This is a genomic window from Nonomuraea solani, assembly GCF_900108335.1.
Classification (GTDB): Bacteria; Actinomycetota; Actinomycetes; order Streptosporangiales; family Streptosporangiaceae; genus Nonomuraea; species Nonomuraea solani.
The window spans coordinates 1-14,870 of record NZ_FNVT01000048.1 but is presented as its reverse complement, the minus strand read 5'-3'; the positions used below and the strand labels follow the sequence as shown (position 1 = coordinate 14,870).

The 14,870-nt window shown below is 66.0% G+C and carries 12 protein-coding genes and 3 pseudogenes; 13 read left to right on the top strand and 2 right to left on the bottom strand.

The features are described from left to right. Window positions 1–354 precede the first annotated feature (354 nt). The 8 genes and pseudogenes from C4V41_RS59410 to C4V41_RS59375 all read left to right on the top strand — a co-directional run bounded on the left by C4V41_RS59410 (window position 355) and on the right by C4V41_RS59375 (window position 8,258). Window positions 355–603: an ABC transporter permease gene (locus C4V41_RS59410; protein WP_103964841.1), complete on the top strand. Its 249-nt coding sequence runs from the start codon at window positions 355–357 to the stop codon at window positions 601–603. A gap of 53 nt (window positions 604–656) precedes the next feature. After that, complete coding sequence (locus tag C4V41_RS59405; protein WP_103964840.1) at window positions 657–1,910, top strand: hypothetical protein; 1,254 nt, start codon at window positions 657–659, stop codon at window positions 1,908–1,910. Window positions 1,911–2,194: 284 nt separating this feature from the next. Continuing rightward, window positions 2,195–2,644, top strand: coding sequence for a hypothetical protein (locus C4V41_RS59400; protein ID WP_103964839.1), 450 nt, complete (start codon window positions 2,195–2,197; stop codon window positions 2,642–2,644). A gap of 492 nt (window positions 2,645–3,136) precedes the next feature. After that, window positions 3,137–3,359: pseudogene (locus C4V41_RS66015) on the top strand (IS630 family transposase); the annotation flags it as partial. Between the two features lie 182 nt (window positions 3,360–3,541). Next, window positions 3,542–3,895: a DUF5955 family protein gene (locus C4V41_RS59390; RefSeq protein ID WP_103964838.1), complete on the top strand. Its 354-nt coding sequence runs from the start codon at window positions 3,542–3,544 to the stop codon at window positions 3,893–3,895. A 3-nt stretch (window positions 3,896–3,898) separates the two neighbouring features. Then, the gene (locus tag C4V41_RS59385; protein ID WP_103964837.1) at window positions 3,899–4,942 is read left to right on the top strand and encodes a hypothetical protein; all 1,044 of its coding nucleotides are present in this window, start codon (window positions 3,899–3,901) and stop codon (window positions 4,940–4,942) included. Beyond that, entirely contained in the window at window positions 4,939–7,881 is a 2,943-nt protein-coding gene (locus C4V41_RS59380; RefSeq protein WP_103964836.1) for a KGGVGR-motif variant AAA ATPase, read from the top strand. Before C4V41_RS59385 ends, C4V41_RS59380 begins: the two co-directional genes overlap by 4 nt. Window positions 7,882–8,063: 182 nt before the next feature. Next, window positions 8,064–8,258 carry a hypothetical protein gene (locus C4V41_RS59375; protein WP_146104269.1) on the top strand — a complete coding sequence of 65 codons (195 nt, stop codon included), beginning with the start codon at window positions 8,064–8,066 and terminating at the stop codon, window positions 8,256–8,258. On the opposite strand, the pseudogene C4V41_RS59370 reads toward C4V41_RS59375, so the two are convergent. After that, window positions 8,228–8,440: pseudogene (locus C4V41_RS59370) on the bottom strand (transposase family protein); the annotation flags it as partial. The gene C4V41_RS59375 and the pseudogene C4V41_RS59370 overlap by 31 nt on opposite strands. A gap of 68 nt (window positions 8,441–8,508) precedes the next feature. Here C4V41_RS59370 and C4V41_RS59365 point away from each other — a divergent pair. The 3 genes from C4V41_RS59365 to istB all read left to right on the top strand — a co-directional run bounded on the left by C4V41_RS59365 (window position 8,509) and on the right by istB (window position 11,128). After that, entirely contained in the window at window positions 8,509–9,636 is a 1,128-nt protein-coding gene (locus tag C4V41_RS59365) for an integrase core domain-containing protein (RefSeq protein WP_200825034.1), read from the top strand. 305 nt (window positions 9,637–9,941) lie between these two features. After that, on the top strand, window positions 9,942–10,304 hold the full coding sequence (locus tag C4V41_RS59360) for a Mu transposase domain-containing protein (RefSeq protein ID WP_103964833.1): 363 nt from the start codon (window positions 9,942–9,944) through the stop codon (window positions 10,302–10,304). Continuing rightward, window positions 10,304–11,128 (top strand): IS21-like element helper ATPase IstB, encoded by an 825-nt coding sequence (gene istB, locus C4V41_RS59355; RefSeq protein ID WP_103964832.1) that lies wholly within the window; start codon window positions 10,304–10,306, stop codon window positions 11,126–11,128. Before C4V41_RS59360 ends, istB begins: the two co-directional genes overlap by 1 nt. An 85-nt stretch (window positions 11,129–11,213) precedes the next feature. Here istB and C4V41_RS61515 read toward each other — a convergent pair whose 3' ends face one another. Beyond that, the gene (locus C4V41_RS61515; RefSeq protein ID WP_146104268.1) at window positions 11,214–11,732 is read right to left on the bottom strand and encodes a hypothetical protein; all 519 of its coding nucleotides are present in this window, start codon (window positions 11,730–11,732) and stop codon (window positions 11,214–11,216) included. A gap of 426 nt (window positions 11,733–12,158) precedes the next feature. Between C4V41_RS61515 and C4V41_RS59350 the strand changes: the two genes are divergently transcribed. Next, a complete protein-coding gene (locus C4V41_RS59350; RefSeq protein ID WP_146104267.1) occupies window positions 12,159–14,462 on the top strand; it encodes a tetratricopeptide repeat protein in 2,304 nt (767 codons plus the stop codon). A gap of 157 nt (window positions 14,463–14,619) precedes the next feature. Next, a pseudogene (locus tag C4V41_RS59345) lies at window positions 14,620–14,870 on the top strand (hypothetical protein); the annotation flags it as partial.

Sequence of the window (14,870 nt, the reverse complement as noted above, 5' to 3'; positions counted from 1 at the left end):
CAGCGCAAGCCTGGATTCCTGGCATGCCGCCGGGAATTGCGGTGCCCGGCTTGCCCGCTGAGGCCTTGGCAGTCCCCCAAACTATCGGGCCAGGGCCTGGAAAATGGTGCTTCACGATGCTGATCTGGCGCTGCCGCCCGACTACCGGGTGCAGCTACAGGCCCGAGACCGTCTGCCCGGGAGGCCGCGATCCCGGCGTCTTCGGGTGAGCCGGCAGCGTGATCGGGGCGAACGCCACGATCATGGAATCCGCCGAGCACATCGTCAGCACACAACGTGGGATGATCCTGCCTGCCCCGGTAGGCGCCCGCCTTTCCGCACAGCCTCAGGGATGTCCGTTGTTAAGGAGGCGACATGCGTCGCATTTCGAAGCTGCGGGGCTGGTTCTGGGCCGAGCTCGGCTCGAGCATCGTGACCGCGGTGCTGGCCATCGTCACGCTCATCTCCCCTGAATGGATTGAAATGCTCTTCGGTGTCGATCCGGACGGCGGCAACGGCATGCTCGAGTGGGGGATTGTCGTGGCCTTGGCGAGCGTGACCCTGGTGCTGGCACTGCTGGCCCGGATGGAGTGGCGCCAAGCCGCCGCCCACCAGCCGGACTGACCCATGACAGCGGGGTCATCGACACCTCTGTGTCGCGCTGGGAGGCGACAGCCATGGCCGTCGGCGAGTACGTGCCCAACAAGTTCATCTGGCTGCTGGACAACGTGGAGCTGGTCGGGACCGTCTACGCGATCGCGTCGACCGAGGACGGTGGACACGGTGACGACTTCGCCGTCCTGCCCGACCCCAACTACCGGCACCTCATCCACTACTTCCGCGGAAACAATCCGCTGCCGTGGGCGTCAGAGACCGAACCAGGCGTCATGCACCTGGAAACCTACCCCTTGGACTTCAGCGCGATCAACCGCTACGAGCGCTGGGTACCGCCACAAAAGCCAGACGGCCAGCGCTTCCAAGTGCAGGCCGATGACGGCACATCACGTGATCTGCAGGTCGGCGACCACGTCCGGGTCACCGGGCGATGGGTCATCGACCATCATCCCGAGTACTGCTCGCTGCCGGCGATACGCATACCACCGGAAAGCAGCCGCTGCCGCAGCAGAGGATGGCTGCGGGTAGGCCAGACGCACACAGAACTGCACCCGTTCGACTGGCAAGACATCCGGCTGGTCGGCTCGCCGTCGCCCGGTGACGCCACGCGGTGCCTGCTATCGCTGGCCGCGCCCCTGTACGAGCAGCAGTACGTCGGCAACTGGAAGTGGGCGGCGAACGAGTTCGCCGGCGTGAGCGGGAAGGTGTTCATCGACGATTCGGAGCCGAACTTCCACAGCACCGTGAGCGCGAGCATCACCCTGGACGCGCCGCCACTACCGAATCTGCCGGCGACGTCCTTGCGCCGTTTGCGGTGGACCGAGACGGTGTTCAAGCTCGGCACAGGAATGAACCTGGGGCAAATACGATCAGTCACTCCGCGGGAAAGCTCGATCGATGTGCAGGTCACGATCGCGGCGACCGGCACCACCGACGGCCGACCCAGCATCCTGGGACCGGCGCGCGATCGATGGGTGGCGCAATTGGAGTACGCGGTGTTCTGGATGCTGGCCGGCAACGAGATCTCCTGTATCACCCGCAGCTCGGGCGGCGGTTTTCCGCCCCAACCCGGGCCTCTCATCGGGGTCGGAGGCCTCTTCCCCAACGGGGAGCGTTGGTGGCTGCGACTGGCGGACGCCGTCCGCGCGCTTCAGGAGGGGCATCGCTTCTTCATGCGGGTGGGCTTGGGCACTCCAGTGAACATCGTGGTCAAAGGGTCCGGCACGCGCACCACCCTGGGGACCGACTCGCCGTCAGGACGGCCCGATCCCTTTCTCGATCTACCCGCATGTCCTGATCCGCCGATCATCGGGTGAAGGCGCGAAATCGCAACAACGCCGTGATACTGCAGCCAGCGCCTGCCGGCTTCTCCACGACGGTAACCAAGCTCTGACCTGCCCACCGGGCTGCGGTGAGGACGCCGGGCGCCGACGCACGGGGATGCTCGGCCGTTGCGAAGGCGCCCGTCAACCCCTCGGTGATCTCGCGGTCGGCGGTTCAGGGACATGGCATGTCTGGCGATTTGGGCTACCGCGGTCTCGAGCGCGGTGGGGATAGCATCGGGTCATCCTTCCGAGGGGGCTCGGGAAGGGAGACCGAAATGGACATCGCTGCGCTGGCATCGCAGGTGATGCGGTACATCATGACGACGCTGGGCGCTTTCGGCACCGCGGTGTGGGCCAAGGCGCAGGACACGGCCGCCGATGAGACGGTGAGCCTGGGCCGGCGACTGCTGCAGCGGCTGGGCGCGCGTGAGGAGTCCAGGCCCGCGCTGGAGGGCGCGGTCGCCGACGCGGTGGCCGAGCCCGCCGATGAGGACTACGCGGCGGCGCTGCGCGGTCAGATCAAGAAGGCGCTGGCGGCTGATCCCGCCCTCGCGGCGGAGATCGAAGGCATGCTCGCCGCAGCGCCGATCGTGGCCGGACCCGGAAGTCAGATCATGGCCGATAACCGGATCGGCGGAAGCGCCGTCCAGATCGGCAGCGCCCGCGACGTCGACATCCGGCACCAGCAGCAGCCCGGGCCCGCTGATGACGACGCCCGTCCCTGACCAGCGGCTCTCCGGCCAGGCTCTGGCTGGCGCGGCTTCCGGTCACGGGATGGACCGCCTCGGGCCGGGGCGTGAGGTGCTCACCGGCGACCCGCGACAGCGCCGTCTGCTCGCCCGGCCACCGCTGCCGGCCCCGGCCCGCATCGAGCAGACATGACGCCCGCGCCTGCCCCGGGCCCGGCAGAGCCGCGAAGTGGTCTTCTGCAATCGGTCACCGACAGCACGGTCTTTGGGGATCTGTTCCAGATCGGCCATGTGGCCGGGAACGTCACCATTACCCAGCAGGCGCACACCCTGCAGGTCCACGAGCAGATCGTGGAGGGCGACATTCCCGCCCAGCCGCCGGGCTTTCAACTGCGCGAGGAACTGCTGCAGCGCCTGCACAGCACTTCTACCTGCCCGCAAGCCTTCAGGGCTTGCCTGAGCCGGTTGCCTGGAAAGCGGGCACGGCCGGTTCTGAGGGGGCTCCGGCGCTGCAAAGCGCCGGAGCTACCCGACGAGGCGCACTTCGGCCCGTTGCGCCAGTTCACCCTGGCCAACTCCCACCATGCCAACCACACCCGTACAGACCTGGGCGCTGCACGCCTACCTGCGCTGGCGCAACGCTCACGCCCGGCACCCGGACGTGCTGGCCGCTCAACGCCGTGAACGCGCCCGCGTCCGCAGCGAGAAGGGCATCCGCTGGGGCGGACGGCCTCTCGCACCCGCAGCCTGAAACCTCACCCACCCCGGTGATCGTTTCCGGTCACAGCACTAGTTCGGCCGAAATTGCCGCGTTGGCCGCAGCGGCCGCGGCGTCTGATTCCGCCGTTCTTGCCTCTTCGGTCATCCTCTCCACAAGTCGTTTCCGCTGGAGTACCCTCGCCAGCACGGGCCACGTTGGGGAGGGGCTGGCCAATGGCTATGTTCGAGCAACATTTCGGGCACGTGGGTGAGGTCTACAACGTAGGCGGGAACCTCTACCTCAGCAAGGACAGCAGCGCGAAGGACTTCGCCGCCGCCGTCGCACGGATTAGGGCCGAGCTGGCGGAGCTCTCGATTCCCGAAGCCGACCGGGGCGAGATCGACGCCGAGTTAGGGGAGACGCTCGCCCAGGCCGACGCCGACAAGCCGGATACCGATCAGGTCGTCGGGAGACTGGAACGCATCAAAGCGCGGCTGGAATCGATGAGCGGGGTGGGAGCCGCGGTGTTGGGGGTCGCCACCGCCGTCGGCAACCTCGCCGCTTGGGCCGCGAAATTCTTCGTCTGAGCTATGGTGGCGACGGACCGGGTCAGAGCCGCGCTGAACGAGCTCGAGCGCGAAGTACATCCGAGCCTCGTGCAGGCGGTGGAGACGCTGCGTTCTGCGGCGAGTGCCGAAGGGTATCCGCCGGACACCCTCTTAACGATCATCGCAGGGCTGCGGGAGTGCAACGCGATGATGGCCAGAGGCGAGGGCATCGGCACCATCATCCGCGCCGTAGGCGATGACGACCTGCCGGTATTCCGCCAACGCTACGAGAGCGTCGATCAGGTGGTGAACGCCAAGAACTACATCGTCAACCAGTTGCAGGACCTGCCCGGCCTCTCCGGGCAGTCGGAGACGATCGTGCGCATCCCGCTGATCCTGCTGGCGATGACCGAGCGGCAGGCCGCGGAACTGCGCAGCGGCGAGGTGTTCAACGAATATCCCGCATCGCTGCGTGACGATTTCCGGCAGGCCTGTGTGCTGCTCGAACAGGAGGCCGTCGCCGACTGGTTCCAGTGTTACGGCGAGCGGCCAGAGGATTGGCGACCTTTCAGCGCGGGATCCGATTCCATCCAGACGCTGGTGCATCGAATCATCGAGCAAATCAACGAGCGCAAGAGATATGACGGACGGCTGGAACCGGAGTTCTTGGACATTCACGAGGTGATCGGTGACCGGCACCAGTTGCTTCGGCTACGGCGTAGCGGCTGCATCGTCATTATCGACGTGCTGTCCCTGCGACATCCGCAGATCCAGCGCGCCTATCACCAATCCTTGCTCGACGCCTACCCGAACACCTCGATCGTCACAATCGCGCCCGTGGCTAAGGCTCTGGAGAAGGCACGCGAGCTCACGGTGTTCCTGCAGCTCAGAATCGCGGACCTGGAATTCGCCAAGCGCCGCTCCGAGTTCACCAGCAGCGCACGCCGCTGCATCGAGACGTGGGAGCAGAACATGCTAGAAGGCTGGTTGGAGGCGGGCTTCCACGACACGGCCATCGACAGCGGCCTGAAGGAAGGCATACGCAAGCACATGCGGTATGTCTCGCCTTACGGCGGCTCAGGATGATCTATACCTTCTACTCTTTCAAGGGAGGCGTGGGCAGGTCCATGGCCTTGGCCAACACCGGTGAGCTCATGGCGCGGCGGGGCTTACGCGTCCTGATGATCGATTTTGACCTGGAGGCCCCGGGGCTAGAGCGCTTCTTCGAGCCGGACGGGGGATCCGGCGTGGAGGACCGGCGCGGTGTCATCGACCTGCTGACGTCCTATCTCCAGCTGCGATCGCTGCCCCTCCAGGAGCCGCGAGCAGCGCAGAAAGGGTTTCCGTATCCGGTCGAGCCGCTCCACGAGTTCGTCGTCGATCTGCTGGATCTGCCCAACGGCGGCAGCCTGCGCCTGATGCCAGCCGGCCGCAGGAGCGCCGCGTTCTATGAGCGATACGCAGAGCTGGTGCGGGCCTTCGACTGGGACGGCTTCTACAGATCCTATGACGGTGAGGCGTTCTTCGACTGGTTCCGCCAGCAGGCGGAGCTGCTGGCGGACGTCGTCCTGATCGATGCGCGGACGGGCATCTCAGAAATGAGCGGAGTCTGCACCTTTCAGCTCGCCGACGTCGTGGTCATGCTGGTCGCGCCGAACCGTCAGAACATCGAGGGCTGCGAGTTGATCGCCAACGCGTTGCGACGACCGGAGCTGGTCGCGGAGGGCAGAGGCGGACGCGAGCTCCACGTGCTACCCGTACCGAGCCGGGTCGAGCTGGCAGAGAGCGACATGCTCGACTCGTTCATGCAGCAGTTCGAGCGGCAGCTGGGGTTACACGCTCCTGACCAGCTCACGTTCGAGAACTCCCTGTTCAATGACCTGAAAGTGCCGTACGTGCCGCGCTTCTCCTACGTGGAACGGCTTGCCGTACGAGACGGGGAGAACCCGGCGACCGTAGAGCTGCTCAGCGCGTACACCCGGCTGGCCACGGCACTCGTCGAGCTGGGCCGATCCCGCGGGCGCATCTATCAGAAGTTCCACGCCAAGGCCCGCAAGATCGAGCCCAGCCAGCGAACCGGAGGTCTGTTCATCGGCCGCGCCCGGGTGCTGGCGGAGATCAATGACTGGCTCAACGCCGATGAGCAGCCGCTCGCCCTTGTCCAGGGCAGCCCGGGTAGCGGCAAGTCGGCATTGATCCGGCATCTGTCCACAGCCGACACGGCATTGCACGCCACCGTCATTCACACCCAGTCCTGCCGCGTGCACGACACAAGGACCAGCGGGACCAGGGACTTCATCCAGTCGATCGCCCGCGCGATCGCCGATCTGCTGCCCGAATATGGTCGCGGGCTGATGGGCCTGCGCCAGGACCCGGAGCTGTTCATCGAGGTGCGACAGAACATCGCCGCAGGCGCGCCGCCCGGAGGATCCACTTTCGTGGGCGACGTCTACATCGGCGACGTGCATCTCGAGACCGCCTTCGATGAGCTGATCCGGCGTCCTGGCGGCGACATGCGCAACATCACGCCGCCCATGCTGGTGCTCATCGACGGTCTGGATGAGGATCTCGTGGGTACCGGGCAGGACTCCATCACCGGAATTCTGGCTTACGCGTTGTCCGGCCCATTGCCGCCCTGGCTGCGTTTCCTGGCGACCACCAGGCCTCACCGACGCGTACGCGACACACTGCCGCAGGCCCGCCTGTTCGATCTCGACGCGCATCCGGCCGAGAACCGCGCCGACGTGGAGCAGTACGTCCTCATGCGGCTCGATGACGCCGGAGAGGCCGAGCGCATCGCGAAGTTCAGCGGAGGCAACTTCCTGCTAGCCGCACTGATCACGAGCCAGTTGACGGAGGGGAAGCTGGACCCGCGGTCCATCGTCATGTCCCCGTTGGACAGGTTCTTCGACGGCGACATCAAGCGCCGCATGGGGACGAGAATCCCCGACACCCCCGCCCGCCGACGATTCCTGTCAGTGCTGGCGACCGCATACGCTCCTCTGACGCGCCAGCAGATCATGGGCATCGTCGCCCAGTCGGGGGCCGACATGTCCGTGCTGCTCGACGAGTGGGACAGTTACCTCGTCAGCATGTCAGGCGATCGAATAGCACTGTTCCACCAAGCCTTCCGCGACTTCCTGCGGACGGGCTCCAAGCTCTTACTCCCCGAGGCGGACACGCACACCTTGATCGGCGGTTACCTCTGTGACCACTGGATGGGCCGGTGGGACGAAGGCGCCGACGACTACGCGGTTCGGTACGCGGCGATGCACCTGATTGAGGCCCTGCGCGGGAGCCACGGACAGCCGCAAGGGGCTGCGGCGCTCACGCGGCTGGGGCTGCTTGTTGGGGACGAGACATATCTCCAGGTCAGGCTGGACCGCCACGGCCCGGAGCCCTTGATCACGGACGTGTGCACGGGAATCGATGCCGTAGCTTCGTACTCCTCCATTAAGGGCATGAGGGATCGCCAGCGCGAACTGCTCGCGCCACCCAAGTCGGAGGTGAAAACCCCGGAAGCGCTCGTCAACTGGATCGGGGACCAGCTCGTCGTGATCTACGCGGACGCCTACGAGCGTCTGAGAGCCGGAATGCCGCCCGGCAACGCGCGGACACGACAGCTCAACTCGCTGGTGGGCGAAATCCAGATGCTCGCCGCCAACGCCAGGTCCCTGGCCATCGCTGGTTTGCGAGGAGGATCAGGCGACGATGGCGCCAGAATCGTGATGTTGTCGATTCTTCAGGTGCATCCCGACCCGCGCCACTTCACCACCGTCACCGACGCAATCGCCCAGTCACACTCGGCCTTCGAGCAATTCCACGCTCTGCGAGCCGCCGGCACAATGCTTCCCCTGCTCGGAGAACGGGAACGCGCGGTGATCGCCGAGATCGTGAGCGCGGAGGCCAGGGATGTGCGTGGGATGGGGGTGCCGCACGACACTTCGCGCATGAGGCTAATCGTTCAGCTGATGCGCGAGCTAAACCCGTCAGCGGTTTGGTACGAACCGAACGATCCGAAGTGAGAGGGCGTCCGAAGAGTGAAGTTTGTGGTTGATTGCCAGTCACCTTGATCGCCAGGTCAGGCGGCTTCGCCGTTCATGCGTGGGCGAGGGGTCGCGTAGGGTGTCTCGGTCAAAAATGCAGTTTCGCACTGTGAGCTGGGGTTTTGCGGCGCGATCAAGACGGCGGCTGCGACTATTGCGGGGTGCTGTTGTCGCTTGTCTACCGGTTGGTGAAGGGCTTGTTCGGCCTGCTGACCGTGCGGGTCTGCTCGGATCTGTCCAAGGACGTTGAGCTGCTGGTGCTCTGTCACGAGAACCAGGTGGGGGGCTCGCCCCGAAGTGTGGACACAGTGAACCTTTTTCATCCTCAGGCCGCCTGGGCAATGCGGTGGTTTTGAAGGACGGCGATGGCCTTGCACAAATGGCCGGCCTTGCTCGGGCTGCAGCGTAGCTTGCGGAGGATTCTCCAGCTCTTCAGCTGGGCGTTTGCGCGTTCGCCGGGGCCGCGAAGACGGGCGTGGGAGCGGTTGGCCTGCTTCTGCGAGGCGGGCTTGTTCTTGCCCTTATACGGGGTGCGGACCGGGCCTTCGGCACCCTGATACGCCTTGTCCCGCTCGAAAATACGGTTTCGCGCTGTGAGCTGGGGTTTTGCTGCATGATCAGGGCGGTGGCTGCGACCATATTGAAGTGTTGTTGGCGTTGGCTTACCGGTTGGTGAGGGGCTTGTTCGGCCTGCTGACCGTGCTGATCCGCTCTGATCTGTCCAAGGATGTCGAGCTGCTGGTGCTTCGTCATGAGAACCACGTGCTCCGCCGTCAGTTCGGGAGTCGACCGCAGTGGGATCATGTCGACCGGCTCTGGCTCGCGGCGTTGTCGCGGTTGATCCGCCGCTGCCGGTGGGCGGAGGTGTTCCCGGTCACCCCGGCGACGATCTCACGCTGGCATCGCACTCTTGTGAGGCGTAAGTGGACCTTCACCGACAGACGACACCCGGGACGCCCTTGCACTCGCCGACCGGTCAAGGCACTGATCGTGCGAATGGCGCAGCAGAACCCGACCTGGAGACACCGGAGAATCCAAGGTGAGCTGGCGCGCCTGGGCTACCCGATAGCGGCCTCCACGGTGTGGGAGATCCTGCACGCCGCCGGCATCGATCCGGCGCCCCGCCGGGCCGGGCCGACCTGGCAGCAGTTCCTGACCGCCCAAGCCCACGCGATCATCGCCTGCGACTTCCTGGTGGTCGAAACGATAATACTCAAACGGCTATATGTGCTGATCTTCATCGAGCACGGCACCCGGCGGCTGCACCTGGCTGGAGTGACCGCGCACCCGACCGGGGCATGGACGGTGCAGCAAGCCCGCAACCTGGCGATAGACCTGGGCGATCGCATTGCTGAGCTGCGGTTCTTGATCCACGATCGCGATCCGCTCTTCACCGCCGCCGTCAACGCGGTCTTCACAAGTGAAGGACTGCGGGTCATCACCACGCTGCCGCGGACACCGAGGATGAACGCCATCTGCGAGCGCTTCATCGGCACCCTGCGCCGCGAGCTCCTGGACCGGATCCTGATCCTCAACGAACGCCACCTGACCTTCGTGCTCCGCGAGTACCTGATCCACTACAACGGGCACCGTCCACACCAGTCCCGGAAACAACGTCCCCCGGACATCGCCACGCAGCCTGCCTGCGACGTGACCGACCTCAACGACCTACGATCCATCCACCGAAAACCCGTCGTCACAGGCATGATCAACGAATACCACAACGCCGCATAACCGCAGCTCAAGCCACGTAACCCAATATTCGAGCGGCACACCCGCAGCTCACCCGCGACGCCGAAGCCTTCCGCGGCACGCTCGGTGTCCGGATCCTGCAGTGCCGGCCGGGCGATCCGGAGGCCAAGGGGCTGGTCGAGCGGGCCAACGGCTATCTGGAGACCTCGTTTCTGCCCGGCCGCGACTTCACCGGTCCCGGCGACTTCAACGCCCAACGGGGCGACTGGCTGCCGCGGGCCGACCAGCGCCATCACCGCCGCCTCGACTGCCGCCCGGCCGACCGCATCGCCGCCGGCCGGGCCGCGATGGTCGCCCTGCCACCGGTGCCGCCGCTGGTCGGCTGGCGCACCGCGACCCGGCTGGCTCGCGACCACTACGTGCGCATCGCCTCCAACGACTACTCCGTCCACCCCTCGGCGATCGGCCGCCTGGTCGAGGTCGTCGCCGATCTGGAACACATCAACGTGACCTGCGCCGGGCAGCCGGTGGCCCGGCACGAACGCTGCTGGGACATCCACCAGACCCTCACCGACCCCGCCCACGCGAGCGCCGCCGCGGCGATGCGCGCCACCCGGCTGCAGACCGTGGCCGCGCCGGTGGACCCCGAGGTGGAACAACGCCGGCTCAGCGACTACGACGCCCTGCTGGGCATCGAGACGGTGGCGTGATGGCGGCCCGGACCAGCACCACCGCCGCGACATCGGCGGCCTCCAGCGGGCGCAACATCGCCGCCGAGCTGGCCTACCTGACCCGCGCGCTGAAGGCGCCGTCGCTGGCCACCGCCGTCGAACGGCTGGCCGAGCGGGCCCGCGCCGAAGCCTGGAGCTTCGAGGAGTTCCTGGCCGCCTGCCTGCAACGCGAGGTCGCCGCCCGCGACTCCCACGGCGGCGAGGCCCGCATCCGCGCCGCCCGCCTCCCGGCCCGCAAGGCCCTGGAGGACTTCGACTACGACCACCAACGCTCCCTCAAACGCGAGGCCATCGCCCACCTGGGCACCCTGGACTTCGTCACCGCCAAGGAGAATGTGGTCTTCCTCGGCCCGCCCGGCACCGGCAAGACGCACCTGTCCATCGGCCTCGGGATCCGCGCCTGCCAGGCCGGCCACCGAGTCGCCTTCGCCACCGCAGCCCAATGGGTGGCCCGCCTGGCCGACGCCCACGCCGCCGGCAAACTCCAAGACGAGCTGGTCAAACTGGCCCGCATCCCGGTCCTGATCGTGGACGAGGTCGGCTACATCCCATTCGAGCCCGAGGCCGCCAACCTGTTCTTCCAGCTGGTCTCCAGCCGCTACGAACGCGCCAGCTTGATCGTCACCAGCAACAAGCCATTCGGCCGCTGGGGCGAGGTGTTCGGCGACGACGTGGTCGCCGCCGCCATGATCGACCGCCTCGTCCACCATGCCGAAGTGATCTCACTGAAGGGAGACAGCTACCGGCTGAAGAACCGCGATCTGGGCCGGGTTCCACCGGCCCAACCCGAGCACGAACAGTAGTCAACAAAGACATCAGGGGGTCAAGATTCACATGTCGCCAAGGGGTCAGGATTGGGCCGTCGTTGACAGCATTCTGGTGGTGTCCCTATCTCGACGTCGGGTCGACCGGCCAAACGATCTCGCCGAGCCGATCAGCTGGATGGAGAAGGACCCCTGCCTTGGCGGCTAGAAGCTTGGCGCTCTTTGTGGTGCTAGACGTCAGGTACGTGCGTACGGCAATGGCCGCGTCGACCGTGAGCGGTAGGTCAATGGAGCGCCCCAGGAGATCGACACGCCGCCCAGCGAAGGAGACGGGATCACGCGGGTACCTGCCAAATCTCGAGGGCCCAAAATCGACGGTGCCGCGCCAGCGGTAGGGGAATGGCCCTGCCTGGTGCGCAGCGTAGAACGACCAGACGTCGAAATCCTTGACGCCGGTCCTGCGGTCGATGAAATGAAGCGCTGCACCTTGACACAACGCCCGACACAGCAGAAGCGCGCGATAGCGTCCCGCTCCGGCTGGACGGCGGTTGAAGAGCGCTACTTCTTCCCTCGCCGCCAGCTGCGCGAGACGGACCAGGTCGTCAAGTTCGATGCTCGCCAGTGAGCGCTCCGCTGCGTCCATCTCTTCAGTTTGCCTCCCACCACTCGCAGACGGACAGGTCGATTTTCAGCTCACACCCACCGGGCGGGTCTGCGGCCAGTTCATCGCCACCGCCGACGCCGCCGAACGCGAGCAGCTCACCTATCGCGGGTTCCTGTCCGAGCTACTGATGACCGAATGCGAGGACCGGCAACGCTGCCGCTCGGGGCGGCACATCAGGGCCGCCGGCTTCCCCCGCGCCAAACGGCTCCAGCTTCGACTTCGCCGCCCATCCCCCACGTTCCCTCCGCCGCTCGGCGTCGTGTAGTGCCATGCCGTCATCGCCGTAATCGTGGAACCAGATCCGTGCATCATCACTGTCGTGGGTTGCATGAGGCGACACGGTTTCGGCACCCACAGGTTGCGAGGCTCATTTTCCTACCGCGCTGATGGGGTATCTATGGCAGAGTGACGATTGCTTCCGATGCTGAGGTGTCCGATCACGGCCAGCGCAGGCTTCGTTGGCCACGCATAGTGGCCCGGACGGCGGTGGTGGTGTCGCTGGCGTTGCTGGCCGTGGGCATAGTCGCCTTCTTCACCCACTCTCACCAGGAGCCTTCTGTGGTGGAGGATGTGCTGGACAAACGGGCCAGCGTGGTCAGCATGTTCGTCGGCATCGCAGGCCTATTGGTGGCCAGCGTGGCTCTGTGGGCGCAGCTTCGATCACCACCGCCCCACCCGTACAGCGCCCCCAACGGCGGATCGGTAGACCAGATCGCATGCGCGCAACCGCCACCCCCACCACGCGTGTCCTCTCGGCCGATGCGCCTGGCTCCCCGTCCGCCGCTGCTGGCCGGCCGCGATGCGATCTTGGCGGATTTACATTGGCGCCTGGCAACGGCCGAGACGTTGCCGTATACGGTCGGGGTGCACGGGTTGGGCGGGGTCGGCAAAACAAGTCTGGTGGTGGAGTACGGCCATCGCCATCTGGACGAGTACCAATTGGTATGGCAGTTCCCCAGCGAGGATCCGACCACGCTGTCGGCCGCCTTCGCCGACCTAGCCGCCTTGCTCGGCGTTCGGCAAATGGCCGATACCGCCGACCCAGTCCACCAGGTGCACGCCGCACTCGCCAGCCGCTCCGACCGATGGCTGCTAATCTTCGACAACGCCCCCGACGCCGACGCCCTACGCGACTTCCTGCCGCCGGCAGGGGCCGGGCATGTGTTGGTCACCACTCGTTCGGGAAGCTGGCCGCACCACTACGGTGTGGAACTGCCCGCCCTGGATTCCGAGTCAGCCACCACGTTCCTGCAACAGCGCAGCGGTCAGAACGATGCGATCACGGCTTCCAGAGTCGTAGCCGAGCTGGGCGCGCTGCCGCTGGCACTGGAGCAGGCGGGCGCCTACCTACTCGGCACCGGCACCGGCATGAGCACCTACCTCGACTTGCTCCGTCAACATCGAGCCGCCTTGCTGGCGGCGGGGAAGCCTTGGGGGTACGACGAACGAGTCACCTCGACCTGGCAGCTGGCCTTCGACCAGCTAGCCGAAACCAGTCCTCAAGCGATCGCTCTGCTTCAGCTGCTAGCTTGCTACGCCCCTGAGTCGATCCCTTACCATCTGCTACTCGCTGCCCGCGACAACGCTCTAACCGAGCAGCCCGACTCCTCACGAAACGCCTCAGCGCTCTTGAACCTGCTGCCCGGCGACGCGCTCGCCGTCAACGCCGCGGTGACAGCCCTACGCCGTTACAGCCTCGTGAGCCGTCCCCGCGACGGCTTGCTCTCAATACACCGCCTGGTTCAAGCCACCACTCTGAATCGGCCCAACGCCAGCGTGCATGCCGCACGTTCAGCGGCCGCCGCCCTCATACAGGCAGCCCTTCCTCATGCACCCAACTCACCAGAAGTCTGGCCGCGCTATGGCCAGCTGCTCCCCCACGCCCTTGCCGCTCTGCCCCCAGGCTCCGCGGCATTCGCTGAGATCGCCCAGTATTTAGGCGCCAACGGTGACTACCGCACCGCCCAAATCCTTTGTCGGCTGATCTGGCACCACTGCACCAGCACCCTGGGCCCCGAGCACCCCGATAGCCTGGCCGCCAGGCACGATCTCGCTCGCTGGGTAGGTGAAGCCGGCAACCCGGCCACCGCTCGAGACCTACTCGCCGCTTTGCTCCCCATCCGCGAACGCATCCTGGGAGCCGACCACCCCGACACCCTTGCCACCAGGCACAGCTTTGCCGACTGGACAGGCGAGGCGGGCGACGCGGTGGCCGCGCGAGACCAATTCGCCCGCCTGCTACCCATCCGCGAGCGCGTCGGTGGCGCCGAGCACCCGGATACGCTGGCCACCCGGCATAACCTCGCCCGCTGGACAGGGCATGCGGGGGACCCTGCCGCCGCCCGCGACCAGTACGCCGCCTTGCTTCCCATCATCGAGCGTGTCTTAGGCGCCGAGACCTCCGATACGCTGTGCACCCAGTACGACCTTGCTCTCTGGACAGGGGAGGCGGGCGACGCGGTGGCCGCGCGAGACCAGTTCACCCTCCTGCTCCCTGTAGTCAGGCGCGTCTTGGGTGCCGAGCACCCAAGTACCCTGTGGACTCAGCACAATCTCGCGCGCTGGACCGGGGAAGTAGGCGATGCGCCCGCCGCTTGCAATCAATTCTCGGACTTGATTTCCGTTCAAGAGCGCGTCATGGGCGCGGACCATCCCGACACTCAATCAACCCGACACAACCTCGCTTATTGGACAGCCCGAGCACGCTGAGATAGAACGTCAGTCGTCTCTTCATGGCGCTCGAAAACACAGTTTCGCGCTCTGTGCGCCTGCCGGGAAAATGGGGGTATCCCTGTAGGTGTGGGAAGTGATCTTGCTGGGAAGCAAGTCATCGGTGGGCGGGGGCCCACTTCTTCGGGGGAGAGTCATGACGGTAATCGAGGGTGTCGGCGGCCGTATGCCGAACACGCTGAGTGAGACGCGCTCTACGGTGGGAGATGTGGCCGGTGAGCAGCAGGAACGTCGCCCGATCCGGGAGCTGATCGATGATCGGCTGCTGGATGAGCTGCTGGCCCGGTCCCGGGACGAGGCCGGAGGGCTGCGGCTGACCGGGGAGGGCAGCATGCTCGGCGACCTGGTCAAAGCGGTGCTGGAGCGGGCGTTGGAGGCCGAGCTGAC